This window comes from Paenibacillus pabuli, from assembly GCF_039831995.1.
In the GTDB taxonomy this organism is placed as follows: Bacteria; Bacillota; Bacilli; order Paenibacillales; family Paenibacillaceae; genus Paenibacillus; species Paenibacillus pabuli_C.
The window spans coordinates 2,281,613-2,306,124 of the sequence record NZ_JBDOIO010000003.1; the positions used below are offsets into that span (position 1 = coordinate 2,281,613).

The 24,512-nt window shown below is 46.2% G+C and carries 22 protein-coding genes; 4 read left to right on the plus strand and 18 right to left on the minus strand.

The genetic code is table 11. The annotated features are described in order from the left end of the window. Nucleotides 1-173: 173 nt before the first annotated feature. Both ABGV42_RS12220 and leuB read right to left on the minus strand, forming a co-directional pair. The gene (locus ABGV42_RS12220; protein ID WP_062320195.1) at nt 174-713 is read right to left on the minus strand and encodes a peroxiredoxin; all 540 of its coding nucleotides are present in this window, start codon (nt 711-713) and stop codon (nt 174-176) included. A gap of 273 nt (nt 714-986) precedes the next feature. Beyond that, nucleotides 987-2,072: a 3-isopropylmalate dehydrogenase gene (leuB, locus tag ABGV42_RS12225; protein ID WP_347381886.1), complete on the minus strand. Its 1,086-nt coding sequence runs from the start codon at nt 2,070-2,072 to the stop codon at nt 987-989. A gap of 216 nt (nt 2,073-2,288) precedes the next feature. Here leuB and ABGV42_RS12230 point away from each other — a divergent pair, with 216 nt between their 5' ends. Next, entirely contained in the window at nt 2,289-3,269 is a 981-nt protein-coding gene (locus ABGV42_RS12230; protein WP_347381887.1) for an aldo/keto reductase, read from the plus strand. A gap of 163 nt (nt 3,270-3,432) precedes the next feature. Here the strand turns inward: ABGV42_RS12230 and ABGV42_RS12235 are convergent, their stop codons facing one another. The 4 genes from ABGV42_RS12235 to ilvB all read right to left on the minus strand — a co-directional run bounded on the left by ABGV42_RS12235 (nt 3,433) and on the right by ilvB (nt 8,622). Then, on the minus strand, nt 3,433-4,974 hold the full coding sequence (locus tag ABGV42_RS12235; protein ID WP_347381888.1) for a 2-isopropylmalate synthase: 1,542 nt from the start codon (nt 4,972-4,974) through the stop codon (nt 3,433-3,435). A 123-nt stretch (nt 4,975-5,097) separates the two neighbouring features. Beyond that, nucleotides 5,098-6,090: a ketol-acid reductoisomerase gene (ilvC, locus tag ABGV42_RS12240; RefSeq protein ID WP_095288327.1), complete on the minus strand. Its 993-nt coding sequence runs from the start codon at nt 6,088-6,090 to the stop codon at nt 5,098-5,100. 301 nt (nt 6,091-6,391) lie between these two features. Further along, nucleotides 6,392-6,874 carry an acetolactate synthase small subunit gene (ilvN, locus tag ABGV42_RS12245; protein WP_095288328.1) on the minus strand — a complete coding sequence of 161 codons (483 nt, stop codon included), beginning with the start codon at nt 6,872-6,874 and terminating at the stop codon, nt 6,392-6,394. After that, nucleotides 6,871-8,622, minus strand: coding sequence for a biosynthetic-type acetolactate synthase large subunit (ilvB, locus tag ABGV42_RS12250; RefSeq protein ID WP_347381889.1), 1,752 nt, complete (start codon nt 8,620-8,622; stop codon nt 6,871-6,873). The genes ilvN and ilvB overlap by 4 nt, the downstream gene beginning before the upstream one ends. Before the next feature lie 601 nt (nt 8,623-9,223). Here ilvB and ABGV42_RS12255 point away from each other — a divergent pair. Continuing rightward, nucleotides 9,224-9,667, plus strand: a complete 444-nt coding sequence (locus ABGV42_RS12255) for a GNAT family N-acetyltransferase (protein WP_347383217.1) — start codon at nt 9,224-9,226, stop codon at nt 9,665-9,667. Nucleotides 9,668-9,673: 6 nt separating this feature from the next. Here ABGV42_RS12255 and ABGV42_RS12260 read toward each other — a convergent pair whose 3' ends face one another. From ABGV42_RS12260 to ABGV42_RS12300, 9 genes are all read right to left on the minus strand, one after another. Continuing rightward, nucleotides 9,674-10,045 (minus strand): hypothetical protein, encoded by a 372-nt coding sequence (locus ABGV42_RS12260; protein ID WP_347381890.1) that lies wholly within the window; start codon nt 10,043-10,045, stop codon nt 9,674-9,676. 206 nt (nt 10,046-10,251) lie between these two features. Beyond that, nucleotides 10,252-11,214 (minus strand): ABC transporter permease, encoded by a 963-nt coding sequence (locus ABGV42_RS12265; protein ID WP_347381891.1) that lies wholly within the window; start codon nt 11,212-11,214, stop codon nt 10,252-10,254. Further along, nucleotides 11,215-12,294 carry an ABC transporter permease gene (locus ABGV42_RS12270; protein ID WP_110821115.1) on the minus strand — a complete coding sequence of 360 codons (1,080 nt, stop codon included), beginning with the start codon at nt 12,292-12,294 and terminating at the stop codon, nt 11,215-11,217. It abuts the gene before it with no gap. After that, the gene (locus ABGV42_RS12275; protein ID WP_347381892.1) at nt 12,287-13,825 is read right to left on the minus strand and encodes an ABC transporter ATP-binding protein; all 1,539 of its coding nucleotides are present in this window, start codon (nt 13,823-13,825) and stop codon (nt 12,287-12,289) included. The genes ABGV42_RS12270 and ABGV42_RS12275 overlap by 8 nt, the downstream gene beginning before the upstream one ends. Before the next feature lie 338 nt (nt 13,826-14,163). Further along, nucleotides 14,164-15,204 (minus strand): BMP family lipoprotein, encoded by a 1,041-nt coding sequence (locus ABGV42_RS12280; RefSeq protein ID WP_347381893.1) that lies wholly within the window; start codon nt 15,202-15,204, stop codon nt 14,164-14,166. A 556-nt stretch (nt 15,205-15,760) separates the two neighbouring features. Next, on the minus strand, nt 15,761-16,120 hold the full coding sequence (gene rplT / locus ABGV42_RS12285) for a 50S ribosomal protein L20 (RefSeq protein ID WP_095288335.1): 360 nt from the start codon (nt 16,118-16,120) through the stop codon (nt 15,761-15,763). Nucleotides 16,121-16,198: 78 nt separating this feature from the next. Further along, nucleotides 16,199-16,399: a 50S ribosomal protein L35 gene (gene rpmI / locus ABGV42_RS12290; protein WP_062320217.1), complete on the minus strand. Its 201-nt coding sequence runs from the start codon at nt 16,397-16,399 to the stop codon at nt 16,199-16,201. A 24-nt stretch (nt 16,400-16,423) separates the two neighbouring features. Beyond that, on the minus strand, nt 16,424-16,918 hold the full coding sequence (gene infC, locus ABGV42_RS12295) for a translation initiation factor IF-3 (protein ID WP_110821116.1): 495 nt from the start codon (nt 16,916-16,918) through the stop codon (nt 16,424-16,426). 310 nt (nt 16,919-17,228) lie between these two features. Continuing rightward, on the minus strand, nt 17,229-18,467 hold the full coding sequence (locus ABGV42_RS12300) for a glycosyltransferase family 2 protein (protein WP_347381894.1): 1,239 nt from the start codon (nt 18,465-18,467) through the stop codon (nt 17,229-17,231). Nucleotides 18,468-19,168: 701 nt separating this feature from the next. Here ABGV42_RS12300 and ABGV42_RS12305 point away from each other — a divergent pair. Beyond that, entirely contained in the window at nt 19,169-19,696 is a 528-nt protein-coding gene (locus ABGV42_RS12305) for a phosphatase PAP2 family protein (RefSeq protein ID WP_347381895.1), read from the plus strand. A 49-nt stretch (nt 19,697-19,745) separates the two neighbouring features. Beyond that, nucleotides 19,746-20,894 carry an MGDG synthase family glycosyltransferase gene (locus ABGV42_RS12310; protein ID WP_347381896.1) on the plus strand — a complete coding sequence of 383 codons (1,149 nt, stop codon included), beginning with the start codon at nt 19,746-19,748 and terminating at the stop codon, nt 20,892-20,894. 105 nt (nt 20,895-20,999) lie between these two features. On the opposite strand, the gene ABGV42_RS12315 is transcribed toward ABGV42_RS12310, so the two are convergent. The 3 genes from ABGV42_RS12315 to ABGV42_RS12325 all read right to left on the minus strand — a co-directional run bounded on the left by ABGV42_RS12315 (nt 21,000) and on the right by ABGV42_RS12325 (nt 24,490). Continuing rightward, on the minus strand, nt 21,000-22,553 hold the full coding sequence (locus ABGV42_RS12315; protein ID WP_431523614.1) for an ABC transporter substrate-binding protein: 1,554 nt from the start codon (nt 22,551-22,553) through the stop codon (nt 21,000-21,002). 98 nt (nt 22,554-22,651) lie between these two features. Then, the gene (locus tag ABGV42_RS12320; RefSeq protein WP_347381898.1) at nt 22,652-23,554 is read right to left on the minus strand and encodes a carbohydrate ABC transporter permease; all 903 of its coding nucleotides are present in this window, start codon (nt 23,552-23,554) and stop codon (nt 22,652-22,654) included. A gap of 30 nt (nt 23,555-23,584) precedes the next feature. Continuing rightward, nucleotides 23,585-24,490 carry an ABC transporter permease gene (locus ABGV42_RS12325; RefSeq protein ID WP_095359132.1) on the minus strand — a complete coding sequence of 302 codons (906 nt, stop codon included), beginning with the start codon at nt 24,488-24,490 and terminating at the stop codon, nt 23,585-23,587. Nucleotides 24,491-24,512: the final 22 nt, after the last annotated feature.

Below are 24,512 nucleotides of genomic sequence, written 5' to 3' on the forward strand. Positions count from 1 at the left end.
CTCTTTCAGGAGATGTATAAACCTCTCATTCCTATAATACATCATTAACACGTTTCTTACTCTGTCTAAACACCCTAATACAACCTTCATATATATTTGAAAAAAGGGTGCAAAAAGCCCTCAATCCCAGATGGGATGAGGGCTTGAACAACAAACGTTCAAGTTAATCAGGCTTACAGGTTGCTGTCGCCTGGTTTCCAGTTCATTGCACACAATCCGCCGGATTGCAGAGCTTGCAGTACGCGAAGTGTTTCTTCAACACTGCGGCCTACATCGTTGTGGTTAACCACTTGGTATTTCAATTCGCCTTCTGGATCGATGATGAACAGACCGCGCAATGCAACGCCTTCTTCTTCGATCAGAACGCCGTAATCTTTAGCCACTTGCTTCGTGATATCGGAAGCCAGTGGGAAGTTCAATTGACCCAAGCCATTGCTGTCTTTAGGTGTGTTGATCCAAGCTTTGTGGCTGTGTACAGAGTCAACGCTCACGCCAAGAATTTCAGTATCCAAAGCTTTGAATTGCTCGGAAGCATCGCTCAAAGCTGTAATTTCAGTTGGGCACACAAATGTGAAGTCCAAAGGATAAAAGAAGAATACGAGCCATTTGCCACGATAATCGGACAGTTTAACGGAACCGAAATCTTGTCCGTCTCCCGATACTGTTTCCATTGCGAAATCTGGTGCTGGTCTACCAACCAAACGTTCTGCCATAACTAAAAATTCCTCCTTTGGGATTATGTAAGCATCCATATGGATTGCTCATCATCAAGAAAAACGCGGACGCTTTTCCTGTTAATAAATCGGTTTGATACTTGATAACAAGTACAAGTAAAATGTTATCATCCGGACTTCTCAAAGTCAAGATTATAAACGTTATTTTTTTATAATTATTATAAATAAGAAATTTTAGTGCCAAAATATAAAGGAACAGCCCTCAATCTTTCCTGTTGGAAAGCTAAGGGCTGCCCGATCATGATGTCTTCATTACGCCTGTTTACGGATCGCTGCAACGATCAGATCGCCCATTTCCGTAGTGCTTATGGCTTTGCTCTTATCTACTGCAATATCACTTGTACGGTGTCCGGCATTCAACACCTCGGACACAGCTGCCTCAATGGCATCCGCACCTTCTGCATAACCAAAGGTTGTACGGAACATGAGTGCTACAGACAGAATCGTCGCAATTGGATTCGCCAATCCTTGGCCAGCGATATCCGGCGCCGAACCGTGTACCGGCTCATACAGGCCGAAGCTGCCTTCGCCCAGTGATGCAGAGGCAAGCATGCCGATTGAACCTGTCAGCATGGCTGCTTCATCACTCAGGATATCTCCGAACATATTCTCCGTTACGATGACGTCAAAGCTTGCTGGACGACGCAGCAGCTGCATTGCACAGTTGTCAACGAGAACGTGCTCCACTTCCACATCCGGGTAATCCGGAGCGACCCGGTTAACCACTTCACGCCAGAGGCGGGATGTTTCCAATACATTTGCTTTATCCACAGAAGCGAGTTTTTTGCGGCGTCCTTGGGCGATTTCGAATGCCTGACGAACAATCCGCTCCACTTCCGTTACATTATATACACAGGTATCCACTGCTTCTTCACCCTGTGATCCTTCACGTCTGAATTTTTCACCAAAGTAAATGCCTCCAGTCAACTCCCGAACCACCATCAGGTCCGTGCCTTCCAGTACTTCGGGTTTCAATGTGGATGCATCCTTCAGGCAGTCAAACACAACCGCCGGACGCAAGTTGGAGAACAATCCGAGCGCTTTGCGAATTCCCAGCAAGCCCGTTTCCGGACGAAGTTCCTTGCTGTTGTTGTCCCATTTCGGACCGCCAACGGCTCCGAGCAGCACTGCATCTGCACTTTTGCATACAGAGAGTGTTTCTTCTGGAAGAGGTGTGCCTTTCTCATCAATGGCAATTCCGCCGAACAGTGCATGCTCGGTTTCAAAACGATATCCGAATACTTCCTCCGTACGTTTGAGTACTCTCTCTGCTTCTGCTACAACTTCCGGACCGATTCCGTCACCGGCGATGACTGCAATTTTTTTTACGTCTGTCATGGGTTGTCCAACTCCTTCATTCATTCTCAATTCGAACGTGTCATACTTAACTCTCTCTTTTGTATCATATTCAGTGGTCATTTGACCAAGATATACAATCTATGACTTTAATAGATTTTACCTATAAGAGGTTTGATGTCTGTTGTTCTGCTCGTCAGACTGGAGTAAAATAAACCGTGAAGTCAAATTCAGGTAACTCAGGAGGGATTGCAAACCATGCAATACACGTACTTGGGAAAATCAGGTCTTAAAGTGAGCCGGATTTGTCTCGGCACCATGAATTTTGGGCCTGCTACAGACGAAAAAGAAGCATTCCGCATTATGGATGCAGCACTCGATGCCGGCGTTAACTTTTTTGATACCGCTAACATTTACGGCTGGGGTGAGAATTCCGGCCTGACCGAGGAAATTATCGGACGCTGGTTCAGCCAGGGTGGCGGCAGACGTGAGAAAGTGGTGCTTGCGACCAAGGTGTATGGTTCCATGCATGATGAAACGGATGGTCCCAACAACGATGCCGGCCTCTCTGCCTATAAAATCAGACGTCATCTGGAGGGTTCCCTTCGCCGCTTGCAGACAGACCATGTCGAGCTGTACCAAATGCACCATGTTGACCCTGCCGTTTCTTGGGACGAGCTATGGGGTGCATTTGAAAATGCTGTCCATCAAGGTAAAATTGGTTATGTTGGATCAAGCAACTTCGCTGCATGGCAGATTGCCATTGCTCAAAGCGAAGCCAAAAACCGCCATTTCCTCGGTCTGGTTTCCGAGCAGCACAAATACAGTCTGAACTGCCGTTTGCCTGAACTCGAAGTGCTGCCTGCGGCCAAAGAGCTGGGTCTCGGCGTGATTCCTTGGAGTCCACTTGATGGTGGCTTGCTGGGACGCAATGCACTTCAGAAGCTGGAAGGCACACGCAGCGGCGGCATCGCTGAACGGATTGAACATCACAAAACCCAGCTCGAAGAATTTGCAGCACTGTGCCGCGATCTTGGCGAACCACAGGATACGATTGCTTTGGCTTGGGTTGCAGCCAATCCGGCAGTGACAGCACCAATCATCGGACCTCGTACGCTGGAGCAGTTCGAAACAGCACTCAAATGTCTGGATGTCACATTGGATGAATCTGAACTTAAACGTCTTGATGAGATCTTCCCAGGGCCGGGTGGACATGCCCCTAACGCGTATGCATGGTAATAAGGCTCTAGCTGCAACTTTCTTGATCCGTCCTAATTCATAAAGCTACCATTCAGGTAATAGCAAAAAGTCTGACCTTAGTTCTTTACCTAAGGTCAGACTTTTTTAGGTTGCACAACAAACTGCAGTGCAGTTCAAGTGCTATTGATGCTTGCTGCGCTGTTTACAAATTCACGTTAACACGGTTGGTGTATGTTTTGCGTTTCTCAATTAGTTGGTTAAGGCCATCCACATAAGCACGGGCACTTGCACCCAAAATATCGGTACTTACACCGCGTCCCTGAACGGAAACCTGGTTTTGAGTCAATACAACATGCACTTCACCGAGTGCATCTTTACCATGCGTAACGGACTTGATGGAGTAATCGGACAGCGTAACTTCTTCCCCGCTCACTTTGTCAATCGCATTGTAAATGGCATCAACGGAACCGTTACCCTCCGCTTGCTGTTCAACGGTGTTACCGTCAAGCGTAGCAATACGGACTTTTGCTGTCGGAGTCGATTCATCCCCATACGTCACGAAGATGGATTCCAGTTTGTACACCTCAGGGGCATCCTGCAATTTCTCTTCGATGACGGCGAGCAAGTCCTCATCCGTGACTTCTTTTTTCTTATCTGCCAGATCCTTAAACTGGGCAAAAGCACGATTCAGTGCTTCATCGTCCAGTTCATAACCCAGCTCAATCAAGCGCTCGCGGAACGCGTGACGTCCGGAGTGTTTACCCAGTACGAGCTTGCTTTCCTTCAAACCAATCGTCTCTGGCGTCATGATCTCGTACGTTGTTTTTTCTTTCAGCATGCCATCCTGGTGAATACCCGATTCATGTGCGAACGCGTTTGCACCAACAATGGCTTTATTTCCTGGAACGACCATTCCTGTCAAACGGCTCACGAGCCGGCTGGTACGTGCGATTTCCGAGAGCTGCAGAGAAGTTTTCGCCTGGAAGAATTCCTGACGTGTCTCCAGTGCCATGGCAATCTCTTCGATCGCCGTATTCCCTGCACGCTCACCGATTCCGTTAATTGTACCTTCGATCTGATCTGCACCATTCAGAATGGCAGCCAGTGTATTGGCTGTTGCCATGCCCAGGTCATTGTGGCAATGTGCACTCAGCTGCACTTTTTCAATACCGTGAACATTCTCTTTGAGATGCTTGAAAATGTTACCGTACTCATAGGGGCTCAGATACCCCACCGTATCCGGAATGTTAACTACCGAAGCGCCTTCCTCTACGGCCATGTTGACCATTTCAACGAGGAAATCATATTCGGTACGGCCTGCATCTTCAAGAGAGAACTCAATTTTGGAAAATGATTTCTTCGCATAACGAATGGCAGAACGAGCTGTATCCAGCACCTGTGCTTTATCCATGCGCAATTTATGTTGGCGGTGAATAGGTGAAGTTGCCAAAAACACGTGAATGCACGGGTCCTGTGCACCTTTCAGCGCTTCTTTAACCGCATCAATATCCTGCTCTCTGGAGCGGGACAAGCCGATAACCGTAATATTTTTAACCGCTTTCGCTACTGCATTCACCGCTGCCAGATCGCCTGGAGATGCTGCCGGAAAACCAGCTTCCATCCGGTCAATCCCAAGCCGCTCGAGCTGATGGGCAATTTCCACCTTTTCACGAGTGTTCAAATTGACTCCCGGGGATTGTTCTCCATCACGCAGCGTTGTGTCGAATACATAGATTTTACGCACGCCTCGCACCTCCTAGACTGAAATGTATGATTACCTCAAAACCAGCAATAGCGGCACACGCATAAGCACGGCCGCTATTTCCGGTTAAAGCTGTAAAATTGCTTACTTTATAAGTGCAAATTATTACTTCTTGATCCAGTGCATCATTTCACGCAATTGTCCGCCAACCACTTCGATTGGATGTTCAGCTTCGTTGCGGCGAGTTGCTGTCAGGAACGCACGACCGGATTGGTTTTCCAGGATGAAGTCACGTGCGAATTTACCTTGTTGGATATCGGAAAGGACTTCTTTCATCGCTTTCTTCGTATCTTCCGTTACCACGCGAGGTCCAGTTACATAGTCACCGTACTCGGCTGTGTTACTGATGGAATCGCGCATGCTTGCAAGTCCACCTTCATACATCAGGTCAACGATCAGCTTCAATTCGTGCAGACACTCGAAGTACGCCATTTCAGGAGCATAACCAGCTTCTGTCAGTGTTTCGAAACCAGCTTTTACCAGGGCACTTACACCGCCACACAGAACAGCTTGCTCACCGAACAGGTCTGTTTCTGTTTCTTCACGGAAGGAGGTTTCGATAACGCCTGCACGTGTGCAGCCAATACCTTTTGCATATGCAAGACCGATGTCTTTTGCTTTACCTGTTGCATCTTGCTCGATCGCGATCAGGCCCGGTACACCGAATCCTTCCACGTAGGTACGACGTACCATGTGGCCAGGGGACTTAGGAGCTACCAGCAGAACATCGCTGTCTTTTGGAGCAACGATTTGACCGAAATGAACGTTGAAACCGTGGGAGAAGAGCAATGCTGCGCCTTTTTTCAGGTTAGGTTCGATTTCGTTTTTGTATACAGAAGCTTGCGTTTCGTCAGGGAGCAAGATTTGAACAACATCTGCACGGCTAGTTGCTTCAGCCGGAGACAACACTTCAAATCCGTCATTTTTTGCAGTGTCAAACGATTTACCTTCACGAAGTCCGATGACTACGTTCAAACCGCTGTCACGCAAGTTTTGTGCTTGGGCGTGGCCCTGGCTACCGTAACCAATTACGGCAATCGTTTTTCCTTTCAATACGCTAAGCTCTGCATCCTGTTCATAATAAGTAGTTACTGGCATGTTTATAAGTCCTCCTTTGTATTGTAAAGAACCCTTCATTAATGAGCGGGTGTCTCAAGGGACCGGTATGCTGGCTGTTCCAGCAACTCGGGTCTGATCCGATCCGTTCAGACACCCGCCCTTTAATGCGGGTGTGTAGCTCTCTTTTCAAGCGTTACATCACTAAAATGTTGAATTGCAGCAGATGCAGGATCACGATGTCATTCAAGGATCACCTGCAGTCTGTAGTACTGCTTCTTCTCGTATCCTTCGTTGCTTACCCGATATGCATATTAGACCATAGAATTAGATCTATTGGCAATTATACGTTTCCACGTACCAGTGCAGTTACCCCTGTCCGCGAAAGTTCACGAATGCCATACGGCTTAAGCAGCTCGATCATGGCGTCGATTTTGTCGGTATCCCCAACCACCTGAACCATCAGACTGCTTGGACCAATATCCACAACCGACGCGCGGAACGTTTCAACTACTCCCATAATTTCAGGGCGCTCGGAAGGTTCTGCTTTTACTTTAATCAAGGCGAGTTCACGGGCAACCATTGGCTTGAGGCTGAAATCTACCACTTTGATTACGTCAATGATTTTGTAGAGCTGCTTCTCGATTTGTTCAAGCGTTTTGTCGTCACCGATAGTGACAATAACCATGCGGGACAAGCCCGCTTCTTCCGACTGACCTACCGTAATACTCTCAATGTTGAATCCACGTCGACCGAACAACCCCGATACCCGCTGCAGGACGCCAGGCTGATCGTTGACCAAAATCGAAATCGTATGTCTAATCATTCCTCAGCATCCCCCATCAGCATTTGATCAATTGTTGCTCCTTGCGGAACCATTGGATATACATTTTCTTCTTTGCGTACAACAAACTCTACAACGACCGGTCCAGGTGTATCCAGGGCTTCCTGCCATGCCCGTTCAGCCTCTTCCTTGTTCGTGGCACGCAGTCCTTTTACACCATATGCTTCAGCCAGTTTTACAAAATCCGGGCTTCCTGCCAGATCGATGTGACTGTAACGGTTCTCGTAGATGATTTCCTGCCACTGACGAACCATTCCAAGCACCTGGTTGTTAATGATGACAATTTTGACTGGGATATTGTTGATTGCGCAGATTGCCAATTCTTGTGAACACATCTGCATTCCGCCATCGCCATTAATTGAAATTACGAGTCTGTCCGGATTCGCCATCTGTGCACCGATTGCCGAAGGGAATCCAAAGCCCATTGTTCCGAGTCCGCCGGAGGTTACCCATGAGCGAGGTTGATTGAACTTGTAGTATTGAGCCGCCCACATCTGATGCTGACCAACGTCAGTGGTAACAATTGCCTCACCTTTGGTTGTATCATTCAACAACTCAACCACCCACTGTGGTTTCAACTCGTCTTCGGAATCCGTGTAGCTGTACGGCTTCTCTTGTTTCCATTGCTTGATCTGGTCTCTCCAAGCATCGGCGCGCTCTGCACGCTGCACTTCCTTGTTCGCTATTTCGAGTACCGTCTTCACATCCCCAACGATCGGGATATCCGTCGCAATGTTTTTGCCAATTTCCGCCGGATCAATATCGATGTGCACAATTTTGGCATGTGGTGCAAAACCGTCCAGTTTACCTGTAACACGGTCATCGAAGCGTGCTCCGATGTTGATCAGCAGGTCCGCTTGTTGAATCGCCTGGTTGGATGTGTATGTTCCGTGCATACCCGGCATCCCGGTCCAAAGTTCATGTCCGCTTGGGAAAGCACCAAGTCCAAGAAGTGTTGTCGTAATTGGAATGCCCGTTTTCTCAACAAATTCGTACAATTCTTCGTGTCCACCAGAATAAACGACCCCGCCACCTGCAAGAATCATCGGGCGCTCTGCTTCCTGAATGGCCTGTGCCAGACGATCAACCTGAAGCTTGTTGGGTACCGTCCGAGGGTTGTAGCCTCTCAGTGTAACAGGTTCAGTGATGGGTTCAAACAAGGTTTTGTTGGCAGAAACATCCTTCGGAATGTCGATTAATACTGGACCTTTACGACCTGTATTCGCAATATGGAATGCCTCATGAATGACACGCGACAGATCTTTAACGTCTTTTACCAGATAGCTGTGTTTGGTGATTGGCATTGTAATACCAGTGATATCCGCTTCCTGGAAAGCATCCGAACCAATCAGGCTGGAAATAACGTTCCCCGTAATGACAACGAGCGGTACGGAGTCCATATATGCCGTTGCAATACCGGTTACGAGATTCGTTGCTCCCGGACCGGACGTTGCGATACAAACACCAACTTTGCCGCTCGCACGTGCATAACCGTCTGCTGCGTGAATTGCACCTTGTTCATGACGAGTCAGTACATGCTTGAAGTCCTCGAAACCGTACATGGCGTCGTAAATATACAAAACCGCTCCCCCCGGATAACCGAAGACGCACTCAACACCTTCCAGCAACAAGCTTCTTAGCAGAATCTCAGAACCGCTAATGACCTCCGGCTTCATCCATTTTTCACGTAATTCATCTGTTGATCGTACTTCTGGAATTTGAGCTCCCATCAGTCATCCTCCTCTCGGAATTTACATCATTCTGACATTTGAAGTTACAAAAAAAACCTTTCATCCCTGCAAACAAGTTAATGCTTGCGAGGGACGAAAGGTTGTTGCTTCCGTGGTACCACCCAACTTTGTCCGAAATTTCGCAATAACGGACCTTACCAGGTACAAAAAACGATAGGTCAAACGGACATAGCCGTCTTCCATACCTGTTGTCTGTAACGCAGACATACGATTTTCCCTAATACGCGAGTGGAGTGACATCCAATGCTTTTCAGGAAAACAGCTCCGAGGTGAGCTCGTATATAAGGGATTATGGTGGTGGTTTCAGCAGATCCAGCCACTCTCTGAGCAAAAGAGCCCTTAAAACTTCGTCCTCTTCATAGCCGATTAAATATTCTCGTTAAATGTTAGGAACATTATATGATTCCTCCAACCGATAAGTCAATACCTGTTTTGGATAAAAATTTTAAACGTCCTTTATCACGCTACTCCGATTCATAACGTAACCCTATTCCCTTCCCTTCATTCAGTCACCTTTTATCTTGCTCCAGGCATAGGATATACGAGCAGCACGACTGGTCCTGAAAGGAGGATCCGCATGGTGATTCGGCAACGCAAATCGAGGCTGGATGATGGTGCCATCATGAGTTTAATTGACTCGCAACTTGTTCCTCTATCCCATATGAGTACCAACGAAATCAATAAAATACGCAAAGACATACCCCTGCGAATGAACAGGGGCATGACCTTCGTTGTCTCACCGGACCCGAATAAAGAAGCTGTCGCTTTTATACATTTTCTTATGCATGGCGAGCTGTTATATGTCGATATGATGGCAGTTGCTACGAAGGAACAGCGCAAAAGGTATGGTCAGACTTTGCTGCAAAAAGCCGAAAGTTTTGCCTCATCGCGAGGCTGCAAAAGATCCAAAGTGATGGTCGACGAAGGTAATACAAAAGGGCTGCAGTTTTATCAAAAAAACGGATACAGTACTATTCGTTATATTATGATAAGCCGCTGTTACGAAATGGAAAAGAATATTTAGGTTCTCCTAGAAAAATCCTGGCGGACGCGGTCCGTACGGTCCGAATCCGGGTCCCGGACCAAAGCCCGGGCCAAAGCCTGGACCATATCCGGGCCCTGGTTTTGGTCCAGGTCCGTAACCAGGTCCGAAGCCTGGACCACCAAACCCCGGTCCCGGGCCATAAGCATAAGGTAATGTGGCGATGGCTAGCAAATCAAACAATACTAGTGGAAGAATGGCCTTTGTACGCACTTTTTTGCCATTCATACGCTTTAGCACTAATTTATTGCCAGATACTTTCAACAGCTTCCCCGTAACCCGAGTGCCGTCTTTTTTCACCGCAACGATATTTTTGCCCACGAATTTCAGCGCTTCACGACGCGTAACATGTTGTTTCATACTTTCCCCTCCTCCTCGGATCATTCAAAACAGTGTATTCGTCCATCACTTGCTTCGCCTGTTTCTTTGTCCCTACTTGAAAATATGGGTCTCCACCCTGACACGCTGGAACGTGTGAATAGCTATTTGCATAACAAAAAAGAGCCCGCACGAAGCGGACTCTTTCTCTGATAAACTCATAATATTGTTTAATTGATTGCTTATTCCTACCTTTTCCCCGGATCATACGGTTCACCGAGTGCAGACGGAGCAGAAGAACGTCCAACTGCCGCAATAAGCACGATAATCGTGAGCAGGTAAGGCAGCATATAAATAATTTCCTGGGGAATACTCTGAGACCATTCGAACAGCTGCACATAGTTGCGGATTGCTTGTGAGAATCCGAAAAATACAGCAGCACCAAATGCTCCAATTGGATTCCATTTACCAAAAATCATCGCTGCAATGGCAATGTATCCTTGACCGGAAACCGTATTATGCGAGAACGTGCCTGTTGTTGTCAGTGTGATCGCAGCACCACCAATAGCAGCAAGAGCACCACTGATCATTACGCCAACATAACGGTAGCGACGAACTTTCACACCTACAGTATCAGCCGCACTCGGGTGCTCACCCACGGAGCGCAAGCGAAGTCCGAATGGCGTTTTGAACAGAATGTAATACGTCAGGAATACAAGAATGATCGCCAGATATGTTGTCGGGTAGACGTTCTTGAACAACGCTTCCCCAAGCAAAGGAATATCCTTCAGGATTGGCACATCAAATTTGCTGAAGCCCTGCACCAAAGGTGAGTCCCCTGATCCTTCGAACAACAATTTAACCAAATATAATGTGCTTCCTGCTGCCAGGAAGTTGATGACGATACCACTGATAATCTGGTCAGCCTTAAACGTAATCGATGCAACAGCGTGAATAAGAGATACGAGTACGCCCAATGCAACGGCAACCAATACACCCATCCAGGCGGACGTTGTTCCACCCATTCCAGCTTCTTGGGCATAGTGCGCCCCAATTCCAGCTGCAAACGCACCAAAGACCATAAAACCTTCAAGTCCCAGGTTGGTTACACCCGATTTTTCAGAGAAAATCCCGCCAAGGGAAGCAAAAATCAATGCCGTAGCAAAGACAAGCGTCGTATTGATAATTTGCCCAATTGTCAACAAGTCCATCTACAACACCTTCTCTTTCTTGCGCTTGGAGTAGAACGGTTTAAGTACCCAGCGCACGATGCCTTGTGCCGCAATGAAGAAGATAATCGAACCGATTACAATCCGAATAATCTCTGGCGGTACATCCGCAGCAAAGCTCATACCAGCAGATCCATAGGTAAGCGTACCAAACAGCAACGCCCCCAGGAGCACACCAAACGGATGGTTCAAACCAATCAAGGCAACGGCAATGCCGTCAAAACCTGTTCCTGGAGATCCCGACATGACTGTCTGATACTGGAATACACCAAGTACCTGGAAAGCTCCACCAAGACCCGCAAGCATACCACTGATAAACATGGCTTTTACGATGTTGCGATTAACATGCATGCCTGCATATTCAGCCGCATTCGGGTTGTAACCTACAGCACGGATTTCATACCCCTGCTTGGTTTTCCACATATAGATATAAAAGAGTACAGCCATCACCAGGGCAATCAAGGTGCCCAGGTGAACACGGGAGTTACCCATTAGTTCGGACAACCAAGTCAAGCTGATTGAAGCTGACTCACTAATATCTACCGAACGGTTTTCCCCTTGAAGCAGCAAAAACTGCCGCACAATCAGATTGGCCAAATACAGACCAATCCAGTTCAGCATGATACTGCTGATAACTTCGTTCACTCCGCGAGCGGCCTTCAGATAACCGGCAATGGCTGCCCACAAACCACCGAATACTGCTCCGGCAATTAATGCCAGTGGAGCATGAATATAAATCGGCAGACCTGCGAACTTAACCCCCACAAATGTGGCTGCTGTCATACCGACGAGAAATTGTCCTTCGCCGCCGATATTAAACAGTCCGGCACGGGATGCAAACGCAAACGCGAGGCCTGTCATGATCAAAGGCGTCATTTCACGTACAGCTTCTCCGAAGTTGTACATGTCACCAAAGACTTTTTTAAACAATGCGCCGTATGCCTCAATTGGATTGTATCCTCCGATAAGCATAACGATACCGCCCAGAATCAACCCCATGAGGATTGCAACGATAGGCAGAATAAAGGAATCACGGGTAAACCATTTCAATACTTTACTCATGTACAGTACCTCTCTTTTGGGTGCTGCCCGCCATCATCAAGCCGAGCTCCCTGTCATTCGTTTCTTCCGGCAGCACCTCACCGACAATCTGGCCCTCATAAATGACAGCAATGCGATCCGAAACGTTAATAATTTCATCGAGCTCGAAGGAGATCAGCAGCACAGCTTTCCCCTGGTCACGCTGAGCAATCAACTGTTTCTGGACAAACTCAATAGCACCTACGTCCAATCCACGCGTTGGCTGAGCTGCAATGAGCAGTTCCGGGTTCTTATCGACTTCCCGTGCAATGATTGCCTTTTGCTGGTTACCCCCTGAGAGGGAACGTGCTTTGGTTTCAATGCTAGGTGTCCGCACGTCAAACGCCTCAACAAGACGTTTAGCCTGCTTTTTGATCGCATCGAAATTAAGGAAGCCTCTGCGCGTGTAAGGAGATTTGTAGTAGGATTCCAGAACGATATTTTCACTGACAGAGAAATCCAAAACCAATCCGTGCTTATGTCTGTCTTCCGGAATATGGCCTACTCCCGACTCCGAAATATGACGCGGTGAATGGTTGGACAATTCTTTTCCTTGCAAACGGATCGATCCGCTATCAACCTTACGCAATCCGGTCAGGGCTTCAATCAGCTCACTCTGTCCATTGCCATCAACGCCTGCGATACCCAGAATTTCGCCAGCACGAACATTCAGATTCAGTTCATTCAGAACAGAAATCCCCTCTTTGTTCTTGGAAGTCAGTTTGCTGACTTCAAGTACGTTGTCTCCAGGCGTTGCCGGTTTTTTATCCACTTTAAACGTAACATTTCGACCAACCATTTTTTCGGCAAGCTCATTGGGATTCGTTTCCGACGTCTTTACAGAGTCGATTACTTTCCCGCGGCGAATAATGGTGACCGTATCGGAGATCTCCATAATTTCTTTTAACTTATGCGTAATCAAAATGATGGACTTGCCTTCTGCCACGAGTTTTTTCATGATGACCATCAGTTCCTTGATCTCCTGAGGAGTCAGAACAGCCGTTGGTTCATCAAAGATCAGGATGTCAGCACCACGGTACAATGTTTTTACAATTTCAACGCGCTGCTGCATGCCGACAGAAATGTCATGGATTTTGGCATGCGGATTCACTTTGAGTCCATATTGCTCGGATAAACGCTGCACCTCGGCAGCCGCTTTTTTATAGTTAATATTGAGACCTTTCGTTGGTTCGGATCCCAAAATAATGTTCTCTGTTACCGTGAACGGCTGAACAAGCTTAAAGTGCTGATGCACCATGCCGATCCCAAGCTCGATTGCTTTGTTCGGGCTATCGATCATGACAGGCTTGCCATTCACTTCAATGGAACCTTCATCTGGCTGATAGAGACCAAATACAATATTCATCAACGTTGACTTACCAGCGCCGTTTTCGCCCAGTAGAGCATGAATCTCGCCTTTACGAAGCTGAAGGCTGATAGCGTCGTTGGCAACAATGCCTGGAAAACGCTTCGTGATTTGTTTTAACTCAACGACGGGGGTTGCTGCACCCATGTAATCACCCTTATAACTGATATAGTGTGGTTCCGCAAACGTAAGAAAAACGTCTATCGACGTATGTTCAAGGGAAAAAACCGCTTTTTGCGGTCATTCTTCTTGAGATTATCGAATCCATTCAGCCCCTGCTGAAACGTATAAATTCCATAATCTTAAGAAAAGCTCCTTCCGGAGCGAAATTGCTAAAACATTGATTCTGCTATTGGAAGGTTTCCAGAAGGCATCTTATAAACTAGGTACAAATGTTATGATGGCTTGAGCAAATTTTCCTGTCCTGACAATCATAAGGCCGGTCAAGACCGGCCTTGTGATTATTCAATTCGCAGGCTAAGCAATTACTCTGTAGGTACTTTGATTTCGCCGTTGATGATTTTTTCTTTGTATTCGTCCACTTTAGCAAGGATTTCAGCAGAAACATTTTTTGTAGAAGTATCAGCAATACCTACACCGTTCTCTTTCAGAGTCAGGTTTTCGGAACCGCCGGCAAATGTGCCATCAATAACTTCTTGGTTTACTTTCTTAACTGCTTCGTCAACTTTTTTGATCATGGAAGTCAGTGTAACATCATCACCGAACTCCAGAGATTGGTCTTTATCCACACCGATTACCCAAACATCTTGTCCTTGTTTTTTGCGGGCAATCGCTTCGTTGAACACACCGTTACCGGTAGCACCGGAAGAGTGGAAAATGATATCCGCGCCTTGGTTGTAAATTGTAGCTGCTGCTGCTTTACCAAGGTCTGGTTTGTCAAATGCACCTGTATAGTTGGAGATCAACTCGGCATCAGGGTTAACTGCTTTAACGCCTTCTCTGAAACCAACTTCAAATTTCTTGATCAGTGGGCTGTCCATCCCGCCAACAAAACCGATTTTGTTCGTTTTTGTAGTCAGACCGGCAACAACGCCAACCAGGAAGGATCCTTGCTCTTCAGCAAATGTTACGGATTTAACGTTAGGAGAATCTACAACACTGTCGATGATCGCCAGTTTGGATTCAGGATTTTGGTCAGCAACCGTTTTGATTGCATCAGCCAATTGGAAACCGATACCCCAAGTCAGGTCATATCCACCTTTAACGAACTCGTTCAGGTTAGGAATGTACTCTTCATCGGATTTACTTTGCAGGTATTTAACAGCCGTACCTGTTTCAGTTTCAGTTGCTTGCAGGGCTTCCCAAGCGGATTGGTTAAATGATTTGTCGTTAACGCCACCCACGTCAGTAACCATACCGATCTGCAAATCGGATTTCGCTTCAGTGGATTCGCCACCTGTTGTTCCTCCGGCATTTGTTTCTTCCTTCGGTTTGCTTCCGCAACCTGCGAGCATTACCGATACTGCCAGCAACATGACCAAAGACAAGCTGAGCATCTTTTTCATTTCTCTTGTTCCCCCTTAATGATATATACCTAATTCCTACCCAGGTCGATATTGGACGATGAACAGATGCCTGATATGACTTTTATGTGGAATGTATGGTTTCTTCGACATAAAGAGCACATTCACACCTTAACTTTACCGGATCATCTGCCGAAAAACCGAACATTATGACTAGGAGAGAAAAGTTTAGGACTAGCCTACTAGAGGTGATTATACATTCAACCAGTGTTAAAATCCAGATGTTTCACGACTAAAAATCACATATTTTTAGACTTTCATTGTTGAAAACGCTTAAAAATTTAGCGGTTTAACACACTAACGTTACGACGATGTGAAGTTATATAACAAAAATATACCATCATTATCACCATTAGCCAGTAAAACCTAGTTTTCGTTTGCATTATATGATCGTTCGGTTTTTATGTATCTGCCAGCAGCCTGATAGCTGTCAACCACAACCAATCTAAGTTTGTCCTCCCGGACCTCAGTGTATTCGTCCCATGCTTTCTGGCGTGAAAAAAGCCGCCATAAGGTACGGCGGCTTGCATGTTACAATTTAAGCGTTGATTTTGCCTTTAGCTACAGTAGCCAAAGAGTTGAACGCATTGATGTCGTTAACGGCCAGATCAGCCAACATTTTGCGGTTCATGTCCACTCCAGCAAGTTTCAATCCATGGATCAGTTTGTTGTAAGACAAACCGTTTTGACGCGCTGCTGCGTTAATACGAACGATCCACAGTCTGCGGAAGTTACGTTTCGTGTTGCGACGGTCACGGTATGCGTAAACCAAGGATTTCATTACTTGCTCGTTAGCTGTTTTAAAAATGCGGTGTTTGGAACCGAAATAACCTCTAGCCAGTTTCAAAACCTTTTTATGACGACGACGTACTACAAAACCGCCTTTTACTCTTGCCATATTAAAGAACCTCCCAAATAAATATTAAATGTATCCGTGGTATGTGTAAGGCCTAAGCCGATCCCCCATACGGATGTACTATTTTAAGTTAGCCAAACCTTGTTTCAAACGTCTTACGTCCCCGGCTGCCATTACTGGGTTACCGTTCAGAACGCGCTTAGCACGTTTTGATTTGTGGGAAAGCAAGTGGTTTTTGTGTGCTTTGTAACGAAGGACTTTACCGGAACCGGTAATTTTGAAGCGTCCTTTCAAACTGCTGTGTGTTTTCATTTTAGGCATTTTGTGTTTCCTCCTTCAATGTTATCAGGCTTTAGGAGCCAGAATCATGATCATACTGCGGCCTTCCAATTTCGGTTGACGCTCGATGGTGCAGAGTTCTGCCACTTCCACCTTAACGCGCTCCAGAATCCGTTGACCAATGGCGGCATGCGCAATTTCACGTCCGCGATAACGAACAGAACATTTAACCTTGTCGCCTTCTTTCAAAAACTTGACTACATTACGAAGCTTCGTTTGATAATCGTGCTCCTCAATATTGGAACGGAACCATACTTCTTTAATGTCAACAATTTTCTGGTTCTTACGGGCTTCTTTGTCTTTCTTTTGTTGCTCATAGCGGAACTTGCCATAGTCCATGATGCGGCATACCGGCGGTTTAGCCTGTGGTGCCACATTGACCAGATCCAAGTTCAGATCAATCGCCATTTGCAGTGCTTCCCGAATGGGCTTGATCCCAATTTGTTCTCCTTCAGCTCCGACAAGGCGTACTTCCTTCGCCCGAATCTCATCATTAATCATGTGATCTTTACTAATAACCGTCCACCTCCAGGTCATTTTAAATACTGTTAAACAAAAATAAAAGGGATGCCGGTCAAGCTACCGACATCCCTGTAATCAACACAATTCTTCATGAGTATACACTTCATAAATTATTGGGATCGTTGACCAGCCAACGTTAATGTTGGTCAGGTGAGAAGTCGGACTTCTGCTTGTGATTCCATTGCTATTCATTTAACGCACTTGAATACTATAACATCATGCTCGGCTATAGTCAACACCTTTGAAACATTTTTACTAAATACTTGGTCTGCTTAGCCAGTAAACCTTCTTACCCTTGCTTGCTCTGTACCTCATCCAAGCGTACAACACGTGTATGCTGGGTATGGCTCCATTGTTTGTTGTTCTGTGTGAAGAACGCGTAGAACGTAATTGGATACCAGGATAACAGATAGATCGGGAACACAATTAGATACAGATACACTTTCGCAAAAGTGACCTTCTCCAGCGCCATCGACAGCAGGAATGTCAGAATGTTCAAACCAATGGCAACGAATCCTACCCATAACGGGAAGTATCCATAGATGTTGGCAATATGCGGACCGTTGAACACCACTGTATCCACCCACATCACAGCTGTCATCAGGAATGTCAGCAATACAACGTACACGTTGGCACCATAAATGGCAAGGTCAAACTTGACCAGGCTTCTTTCCTTAATACTTTGCCACAACAGCGGGAAGAAATATCTCCGTGCTACCGTAAAGTGACCTTGCATCCAGCGCAGACGTTGTCTGGCTGATGCTTTGAATGTCAAAGGCTTCTCATCAAATACTTTTGCATCATAGTTAAACACGGGATATACGTTACGCTGCACACTGCGCATTGTAAACTCTAAGTCCTCGACCAGGCTTGTTGCCCCCCAGCCAATTTCCTTCAGCAAATTCGTCTCAAAGCACATACCTGTACCGCCAAGGAAGTTGGCCATATTCAGATTGTGACGGGACAACTGCCACAAACGGTTAATGTACCAGTACGACACCCCGTAAGCTGCAGTAATCCAGGAATCCTCTGGATTCTTCGTATCGATATAACCCTGAATAACACGTGAACCGTTGCACAAGTCGTTATTCATCTCAAGCAAGAAGTTGCGGTCAACCAGGTTGTCGGCATCAAACATAACAACGGCGTCATATTGACGCGGCAATTTCCACAGATATTTTAGCATCCACTCAATTGCGTAACCTTTACCTCTGAGATCGGCGTTTGTACGTACACATGCATTCAAGCCATGATCTCTGACGATTTGAGCCGTGCCATCCGTACAGTTATCACAGATAACAAACACATCGTACAGATCTTCCGGATAATCGAGTTGTTTCAGGTTCTCCATCAGCGCACCGATGACCTGCTCTTCATTGTGTGCTGCAACTAGTACAGCGAAAGACTTTGTCGCAGGATAATGTTTCTTTTTCTTTTTCTTATACAGACCGAACAGCGAAAACGTGAATTGGTACACGGCTAGCAGTGCCAGTATGACCTGCATCGTGACGAATATAGCGTCCAACATCGTTCTCTGTTACCCCCTTTTTTTCAAACCCTGTTTACTTTAGCGTTTCTCTACCTGATTCTGCATCTTTGTTTTTTTTGTAATGTGCAGAATATGACCCTGGTCTTTTGTTTACTACGCAAGTATTTCAAGCATGGTTGCTTCCAATTTGGCTGCTTTATCGATTTTGGATGCTTTTCAGCCATTTGTCAAAACCGCAATTTCACTTCCTAAAGCAGAAATATGAACATTAAACGCTGAATTGGCAGTTCGTGATACTGCGCCCTCGCATTCATGCCTGTTATATCTTATTTTCAGCCGTTTGCTTGATTTTTATTTCTAAAGTCCCTGCTTTTTTCATTACACAGTACTGTCCAACCAGAGGCTTCACAACAAATAACGCAAACGGACATCAAAAAGTTCAATATAAAACTCACATTTTTTTAACCTCATTTCAGCCATGTTGAATCATTGTATCTTTTTTAGCTCGTCCGAGTCAAAAAGTTAAGTTGGATGATTAACCACTCTTTAACATGAATTTTACGTTGTTCACATGTCTTCTTCTTGAAAAGGACAACATTTAAAAATATGATAAACATATACCTGAAATAACCTGAACTTCACGAAAAACGGTTATATAGTAATCAGGACAACACCGGACACAGGAAATATACCGGAAATACTGCCGCCAATTCGCGCGGCCTGACTGGCAGGAGGCCAATATGAGCCGTTTATTCGTTAAGTTTCAAGAGTACGATCGCAATGTGTTTATGTGGATTAATGGTCGACTTCATAATCGATTTATGAATTTTTGGCTGTACTATCTCACCCATCTGGGTGGAGCAACGTTTTCTATTGCCGTATCCTTATTGATCTGGCTGCTTGCTCCAGCTCCTTGGAATACGACAGGCCTTCAGGCGTGTATTGCTCTGGCTGTAAGCCATATTCCGGTAGCAATCGCCAAAAGGATGTATCCTCGCATCCGGCCATATCTGGCCATGCCGGAGACGATCACATTCCGCAATCCCCTGACGGACCACTCATTTCCTTCAGGGCATACAACCGCCGTCTTCTCAGTAACCGTTCCGTTTATGACGATGGAACCTATTTTGCTGGCGACGCTGCTGCCGGTTGCACTGATTGTCGGATTCTCCCGAATTTACTTGGGTTTGCACTATCCTTCGGATGTGCTCGCGGGTGCCACAATCGGTACTTTAGTCGCACTTGCGACAGTTGCATTATGGACTTAAAGCGGATATGTTAGACTAAGGAAAACCTAGCAGGAACAGGTGAGCAAGCGTGGAGAAAAAACGAGTATTACTACTATCCGAAGGCTTTGGAGCGGGTCATACACAAGCCGCCTATGCACTGTCCAGCAGTTTGAGAAAGCTCTCTCCGGAAGTACAGACCAAAGTGCTTGAACTGGGTAGTTTCCTTAACCCCAGAGTCGCACCACTTATTATTACGGCATACAAGAAAACGGTAACCAACCAGCCCAAACTTGTCGGATACGTATACAGGCATCAATATAAAAAGTCTTTGAATCGATTGACTACACTTGCATTGCACAAGCTGTTTTACACGCATACACGCAGTATCGTGAGGCAGCTTCGTCCAAATGCCATTGTATGCACGCACCCCATACCAAGTGCCGTCATATCCAGATTGAAGCGCCTCGGTGTACAAGTGCCACTCTGCACGGTCATTACCGACTATGATGCGCATGGCACTTGGATCAGTCCTGAGGTTGACTTATATCTGGTATCTACGGATGAGGTAAAGTCCAAATTAATGCTGCGCGGAGTTGCTGTAGACAAAATACGAGTTACCGGCATCCCGGTGCACCCCAACTTCTGGGAACATCCTGGCCGGGATGAGATCCGTGCCAAGTTTAATCTGAAAGATATGCCAACCGTTCTTGTGATGGGAGGCGGCTGGGGAATGCTTAGCGATGAAGTGGTCAATAAACTCCTGACTCGCTGGCATAACGACATTCAGATCATCTTCTGTCTCGGACGCAATGACAAAATCCGGATCAGTATGGAACAGAATCCGGAGTATCGGAAAGAAAATATTCACATTATTGGATACACCAAAGAAGTGGATAAACTAATGGAGGTTTCCGACCTGCTGATAACCAAGCCTGGCGGGATGACATGCACGGAAGGACTCGCCAAAGGTATACCAATGTTGTTCCATAATCCCATTCCGGGACAAGAGGAAGAGAACGTTCAATACTTTACCGCCAGAGGACTGGGTGAACCGATTACTTCACTCGATGTCGTGGTTAAATGGATGAATAAATTGGTACATAAATATCCCGACATCGTCCGTAAACGCAAACGTCATTTGGCACAGATCGCCAAATATCGTCCGATGGAAAGTGCACAAAGCATCATCGATCTTCTGGACCTCGGGCCATTCCAGGCTGATCAGGCCAGATCGTGAACCAAAGTTCGATAAACAAGCCGCATACACTTATGCAGCGAAAAAGGTGCCTTCAATCTGAAGGCGCCTTTTTACTTGTCTATTAGGAAAGGAAATAAATACAAACTACTGAATGCCCGCCGATTTCAAATATTCCTGCCATTGTTTGGTGTACTCAGCTTGTATTTTCTCGAGTCCGGCCTGCTTAGCCTTTTCCATAAATGTGTTCAGGCCTGCTTCAACGTCTGCAACCAAACCGACGTTCAACGGATACAGATACTGTTTCTCCACTTGCTCAAGCGCAGCCTTCTCCGCCTGAAACGGTGTCCAATCCTCAGCAAATCCGGTAAAGATATCCGGCTTTTTGATTTTGTCCAACTCCTCGAACATGGCAAGTACATCGTCGAACGTTTTATCGTAGAGCATGAAGTCCGGATTCCGCCAAGCCCAGCCATTCATTCCTTCACGCGGGAATCCATTCGTCTGAGCATCACCGACCATTTTGTAGTAACCATCCTGCACTTCAAAGTTTTTGCCTTCTACGCCATATTCGGTAAGCCAGTTGTAACGTTTGTCTGTTACCAGCTTCTCATAAAAAGCCAGTGCCTTTTCCGGGTTTTTGCTGCTTCTCGGGATGGCGAACCCGTTATGAATCGGATGAACCGGTTGTGCAAAGCCTTTGGCGTTCGGATAAGCGAAATATCCCAGCTTCCAATCCGGATGCGTAGACTGAACCTTGATTACATCCGCATTAAACTTGTTCGGGTTCTCACCCGATAGAACAACAGCAGCTTTACCATTTTGCAGCAGTGAATTCGATGTGTCCTTCACATTCAGCACGTTTTTCGGGAAAAATCCTTTATCCATCCAGCGTTTGTACGTTTTCAGGTCTTCCAGGTGCTGGGATGATCCCCAATAGGACGTGATGGTTGACGGCGAATCGTACATAATATCAAGCCCGTAAGGGAGCTGGCCAGCCGTATTCACCAGTTTGGAGGTTAACTGACGAATGCCGTGAGTATGATTGGAATTACTGTCCGCGATCGGAATCATGCTCGGTTCATTGGCTTTGATCCCCTCAAGATAAGCTTCGAGCGTCTCCAAGGATTCCGGTTTGGGCAAATTATACTTTTCACGCAGGTCCTCACGGTACGCAATTCCTTCTGTCACATACTCGATCCAGGTCGAGGGTACGGTATAAATTTTTCCATTGATTTTAACAGCGTTCCACATGTCTTCAGGCACGTGGGATTGCAATGTTGGTGCCGCCTTCGGCAGCAGCTCGTCGAGTGGCAGAAAGGCACCTTTTTTGGCATAGGATTGATAGAATGTCCAGTCCGCAGTAAAAATCAAATCCATAGGCTGACCAGAAGACAGGAGCAGCTTATATTTTTGATCCCAGTCCGTCCAGGAGGTGTAGTTAAATTTTACGTTGACGTTCAGATCGGCCTCAGCGAGTTTATTGACCTCTGATTCAATTACAGGCAAGTCTTTGGGCGCGTCCCCAAGCATGTAAAACTGCAGGGTTACCTTCTCGCCTTTGTCAGTCGATGAGGCCCCCTCCTCACTCCCTTGCGCTGATCTCCCAGATCCGTTATTACATGCGGCGAGTACCCCGGCAAACAACATCAGGGCCAGCACCTGTGACAGGTGGCGAATTATTTTGTTGCGCATATGCATCCTCCCTTTTGTAGGAAACCTTATATGTTAGCGTAAACGGCCAGGACGTGGACAGACCTAAGACAAACTTCAGCCGGCGTCTCCAGCACATTCACGTTCTAACCTTTTACCGCACCAATCGTAAGACCTTTGACAAAATAGCGCTGTACAAACGGGTACAGGAACAAAATGGGGCCAGTCACCACAATCGCCATTGCCATTTTGGTTGATTCCGTAGGCACATCCTGGCTGAGCGTGATTCCCGTTCCGATGGCCATCTGATCAATGAAGGTGATCGTATTCATCGTGTTATATAGGTAAAACTGCAGCTGGTACATATCCGGATTGTTAATAAAGAGAGACGAAGTAAACCAGTCATTCCAGTATCCCAAGGCCAAAAACAAACCTACGGTTGCAATCCCGGGCATCGCCAGTTTCAACACAATACTGAAGTAAATGCGAAAATCATTCGCGCCATCCATTTTGGCGGATTCAACCAGCTCATCCGGAACAGCAGAGCGGATAAAGTTTTTCATCAGAATGATGAGAAATGGCGTCATCAAGCCAGGAAAAATCAGTACGGTGTACGTGTCCGTCAGGTTGAAATAATTTGCCAGCATGATGTACCAAGGCACCAACCCACCGCCAAAGAGCGTGGTGAAATAGATGAAGAACGAAAAGGTATTACGGTATTTAAAATCTTTGCGCTGCAGCACGAATCCCGCCATCGTAATGAGAAACAGTCCGAGCGCGGTCCCCACAACGGTTGTAAAAACAGTCACTCCGTAAGCCTTCAGCACTTGAGTAGGGAATTTGAACACCATTTGATAGCCTTCCAGGGAGAAGTCTGTTGGAAAGAGATGATAACCGTCTCTCACAATCGATTCATTGCTGCTAAACGATCCGGATAGGATCAGAAGAAACGGCAGCAGACACATGATGGACAACACCAGAATGACAGCATAGGCAATGATCTGAAAAAGCAAGGTAAATTCTGAATCTCTGGCACGGGTAGTATGCATGATGGTTCTCCCTTCTGCCCTGTGGGCGGTTTAGAACAAGGCGTAATCCTCATTCACTTTCCGGATAATATAGTTCACGGTCATGATCAGAATGAAGCCGAATAGAGACTGGTACAAGCCTGCGGCGGTTGCCATCCCAATATCAAAGGTCACTTTCAGGGAACGATACACGTAGGTATCAATGATGTCTGTTGCGTTGTACAACACACCGTTATTCCCAATAAGCTGATAAAAGAGATCAAATTGCCCCTTCATAATGCTCCCCAGAGAGAACAGAAGCAGAATGACAAAGGTCGGTTTCAGCATGGGAACGGTGATATACCAGATACGCTGAAAAATATTCGCTCCATCAATGCGGGCAGCTTCATAATATTCGTCACTGATTCCGGTAATGGCCGCCAGATAGATGACCATGCTGTAACCAAGATTCTTCCATAGGTAAAAGATAATGATCAGAAACACCCATATCCATGGCGTGTTATAAATATCAATGGGTCCGGCTTCAAAGCGTTTGAGCACCGTGTTCACAAAACCGGATTCATAGTTGAACATGTTGTAAGCGATTACACTTAAGAGTACAAACGAGATGAAATACGGTAAAAACATCACGGATTGAGTGATTTTCTTAAAGAGCTTCCCCCGCACTTCACTTAACATAATGGCACAGAAGATGGCGAGTCCGTTTCCCAGTATAATGAAGGCCAAGTTATAACCCACCGTGTTGGTCGTAAGCTTCAGCAGCATTCCGGACTGCCAGAGAAACTTGAAGTTTTCCAGACCTACGAACGGACTGCCGAATAGCCCTCCTTCAAAATCGTACCGAGTAAATGCATAGTAGATACCAACCATCGGAAAATACGAGTTAATCAGAAAAAAAATCAGTGTAGGCAGCAGCATGAGGAACATGATTTTATTTTTGTTCAATTCTTTGAGCATGGCTCGATCCCTCCCGAATTTC

What these genes read in the sequence shown, in the direction of transcription:
- ilvC (WP_095288327.1), bottom strand. Translation starts at nt 6,090, where the DNA reads ATGCCAGTAACTACTTATTATGAACAGGATGCAGAGCTTAGCGTATTG.
- rplT (WP_095288335.1), bottom strand. Translation starts at nt 16,120, where the DNA reads ATGGCAAGAGTAAAAGGCGGTTTTGTAGTACGTCGTCGTCATAAAAAG.
- ABGV42_RS12265 (WP_347381891.1), bottom strand. Translation starts at nt 11,214, where the DNA reads ATGGACTTGTTGACAATTGGGCAAATTATCAATACGACGCTTGTCTTT.
- rpmI (WP_062320217.1), bottom strand. Translation starts at nt 16,399, where the DNA reads ATGCCTAAAATGAAAACACACAGCAGTTTGAAAGGACGCTTCAAAATT.
- ABGV42_RS12305 (WP_347381895.1), top strand. Translation starts at nt 19,169, where the DNA reads ATGAGCCGTTTATTCGTTAAGTTTCAAGAGTACGATCGCAATGTGTTT.
- ilvN (WP_095288328.1), bottom strand. Translation starts at nt 6,874, where the DNA reads ATGATTAGACATACGATTTCGATTTTGGTCAACGATCAGCCTGGCGTC.
- infC (WP_110821116.1), bottom strand. Translation starts at nt 16,918, where the DNA reads ATGATTAATGATGAGATTCGGGCGAAGGAAGTACGCCTTGTCGGAGCT.
- ABGV42_RS12275 (WP_347381892.1), bottom strand. Translation starts at nt 13,825, where the DNA reads ATGGGTGCAGCAACCCCCGTCGTTGAGTTAAAACAAATCACGAAGCGT.
- ABGV42_RS12300 (WP_347381894.1), bottom strand. Translation starts at nt 18,467, where the DNA reads ATGTTGGACGCTATATTCGTCACGATGCAGGTCATACTGGCACTGCTA.
- ilvB (WP_347381889.1), bottom strand. Translation starts at nt 8,622, where the DNA reads ATGGGAGCTCAAATTCCAGAAGTACGATCAACAGATGAATTACGTGAA.
- ABGV42_RS12315 (WP_431523614.1), bottom strand. Translation starts at nt 22,553, where the DNA reads ATGCATATGCGCAACAAAATAATTCGCCACCTGTCACAGGTGCTGGCC.
- ABGV42_RS12270 (WP_110821115.1), bottom strand. Translation starts at nt 12,294, where the DNA reads ATGAGTAAAGTATTGAAATGGTTTACCCGTGATTCCTTTATTCTGCCT.
- ABGV42_RS12280 (WP_347381893.1), bottom strand. Translation starts at nt 15,204, where the DNA reads ATGAAAAAGATGCTCAGCTTGTCTTTGGTCATGTTGCTGGCAGTATCG.
- ABGV42_RS12230 (WP_347381887.1), top strand. Translation starts at nt 2,289, where the DNA reads ATGCAATACACGTACTTGGGAAAATCAGGTCTTAAAGTGAGCCGGATT.
- leuB (WP_347381886.1), bottom strand. Translation starts at nt 2,072, where the DNA reads ATGACAGACGTAAAAAAAATTGCAGTCATCGCCGGTGACGGAATCGGT.
- ABGV42_RS12220 (WP_062320195.1), bottom strand. Translation starts at nt 713, where the DNA reads ATGGCAGAACGTTTGGTTGGTAGACCAGCACCAGATTTCGCAATGGAA.
- ABGV42_RS12320 (WP_347381898.1), bottom strand. Translation starts at nt 23,554, where the DNA reads ATGCATACTACCCGTGCCAGAGATTCAGAATTTACCTTGCTTTTTCAG.
- ABGV42_RS12325 (WP_095359132.1), bottom strand. Translation starts at nt 24,490, where the DNA reads ATGCTCAAAGAATTGAACAAAAATAAAATCATGTTCCTCATGCTGCTG.
- ABGV42_RS12260 (WP_347381890.1), bottom strand. Translation starts at nt 10,045, where the DNA reads ATGAAACAACATGTTACGCGTCGTGAAGCGCTGAAATTCGTGGGCAAA.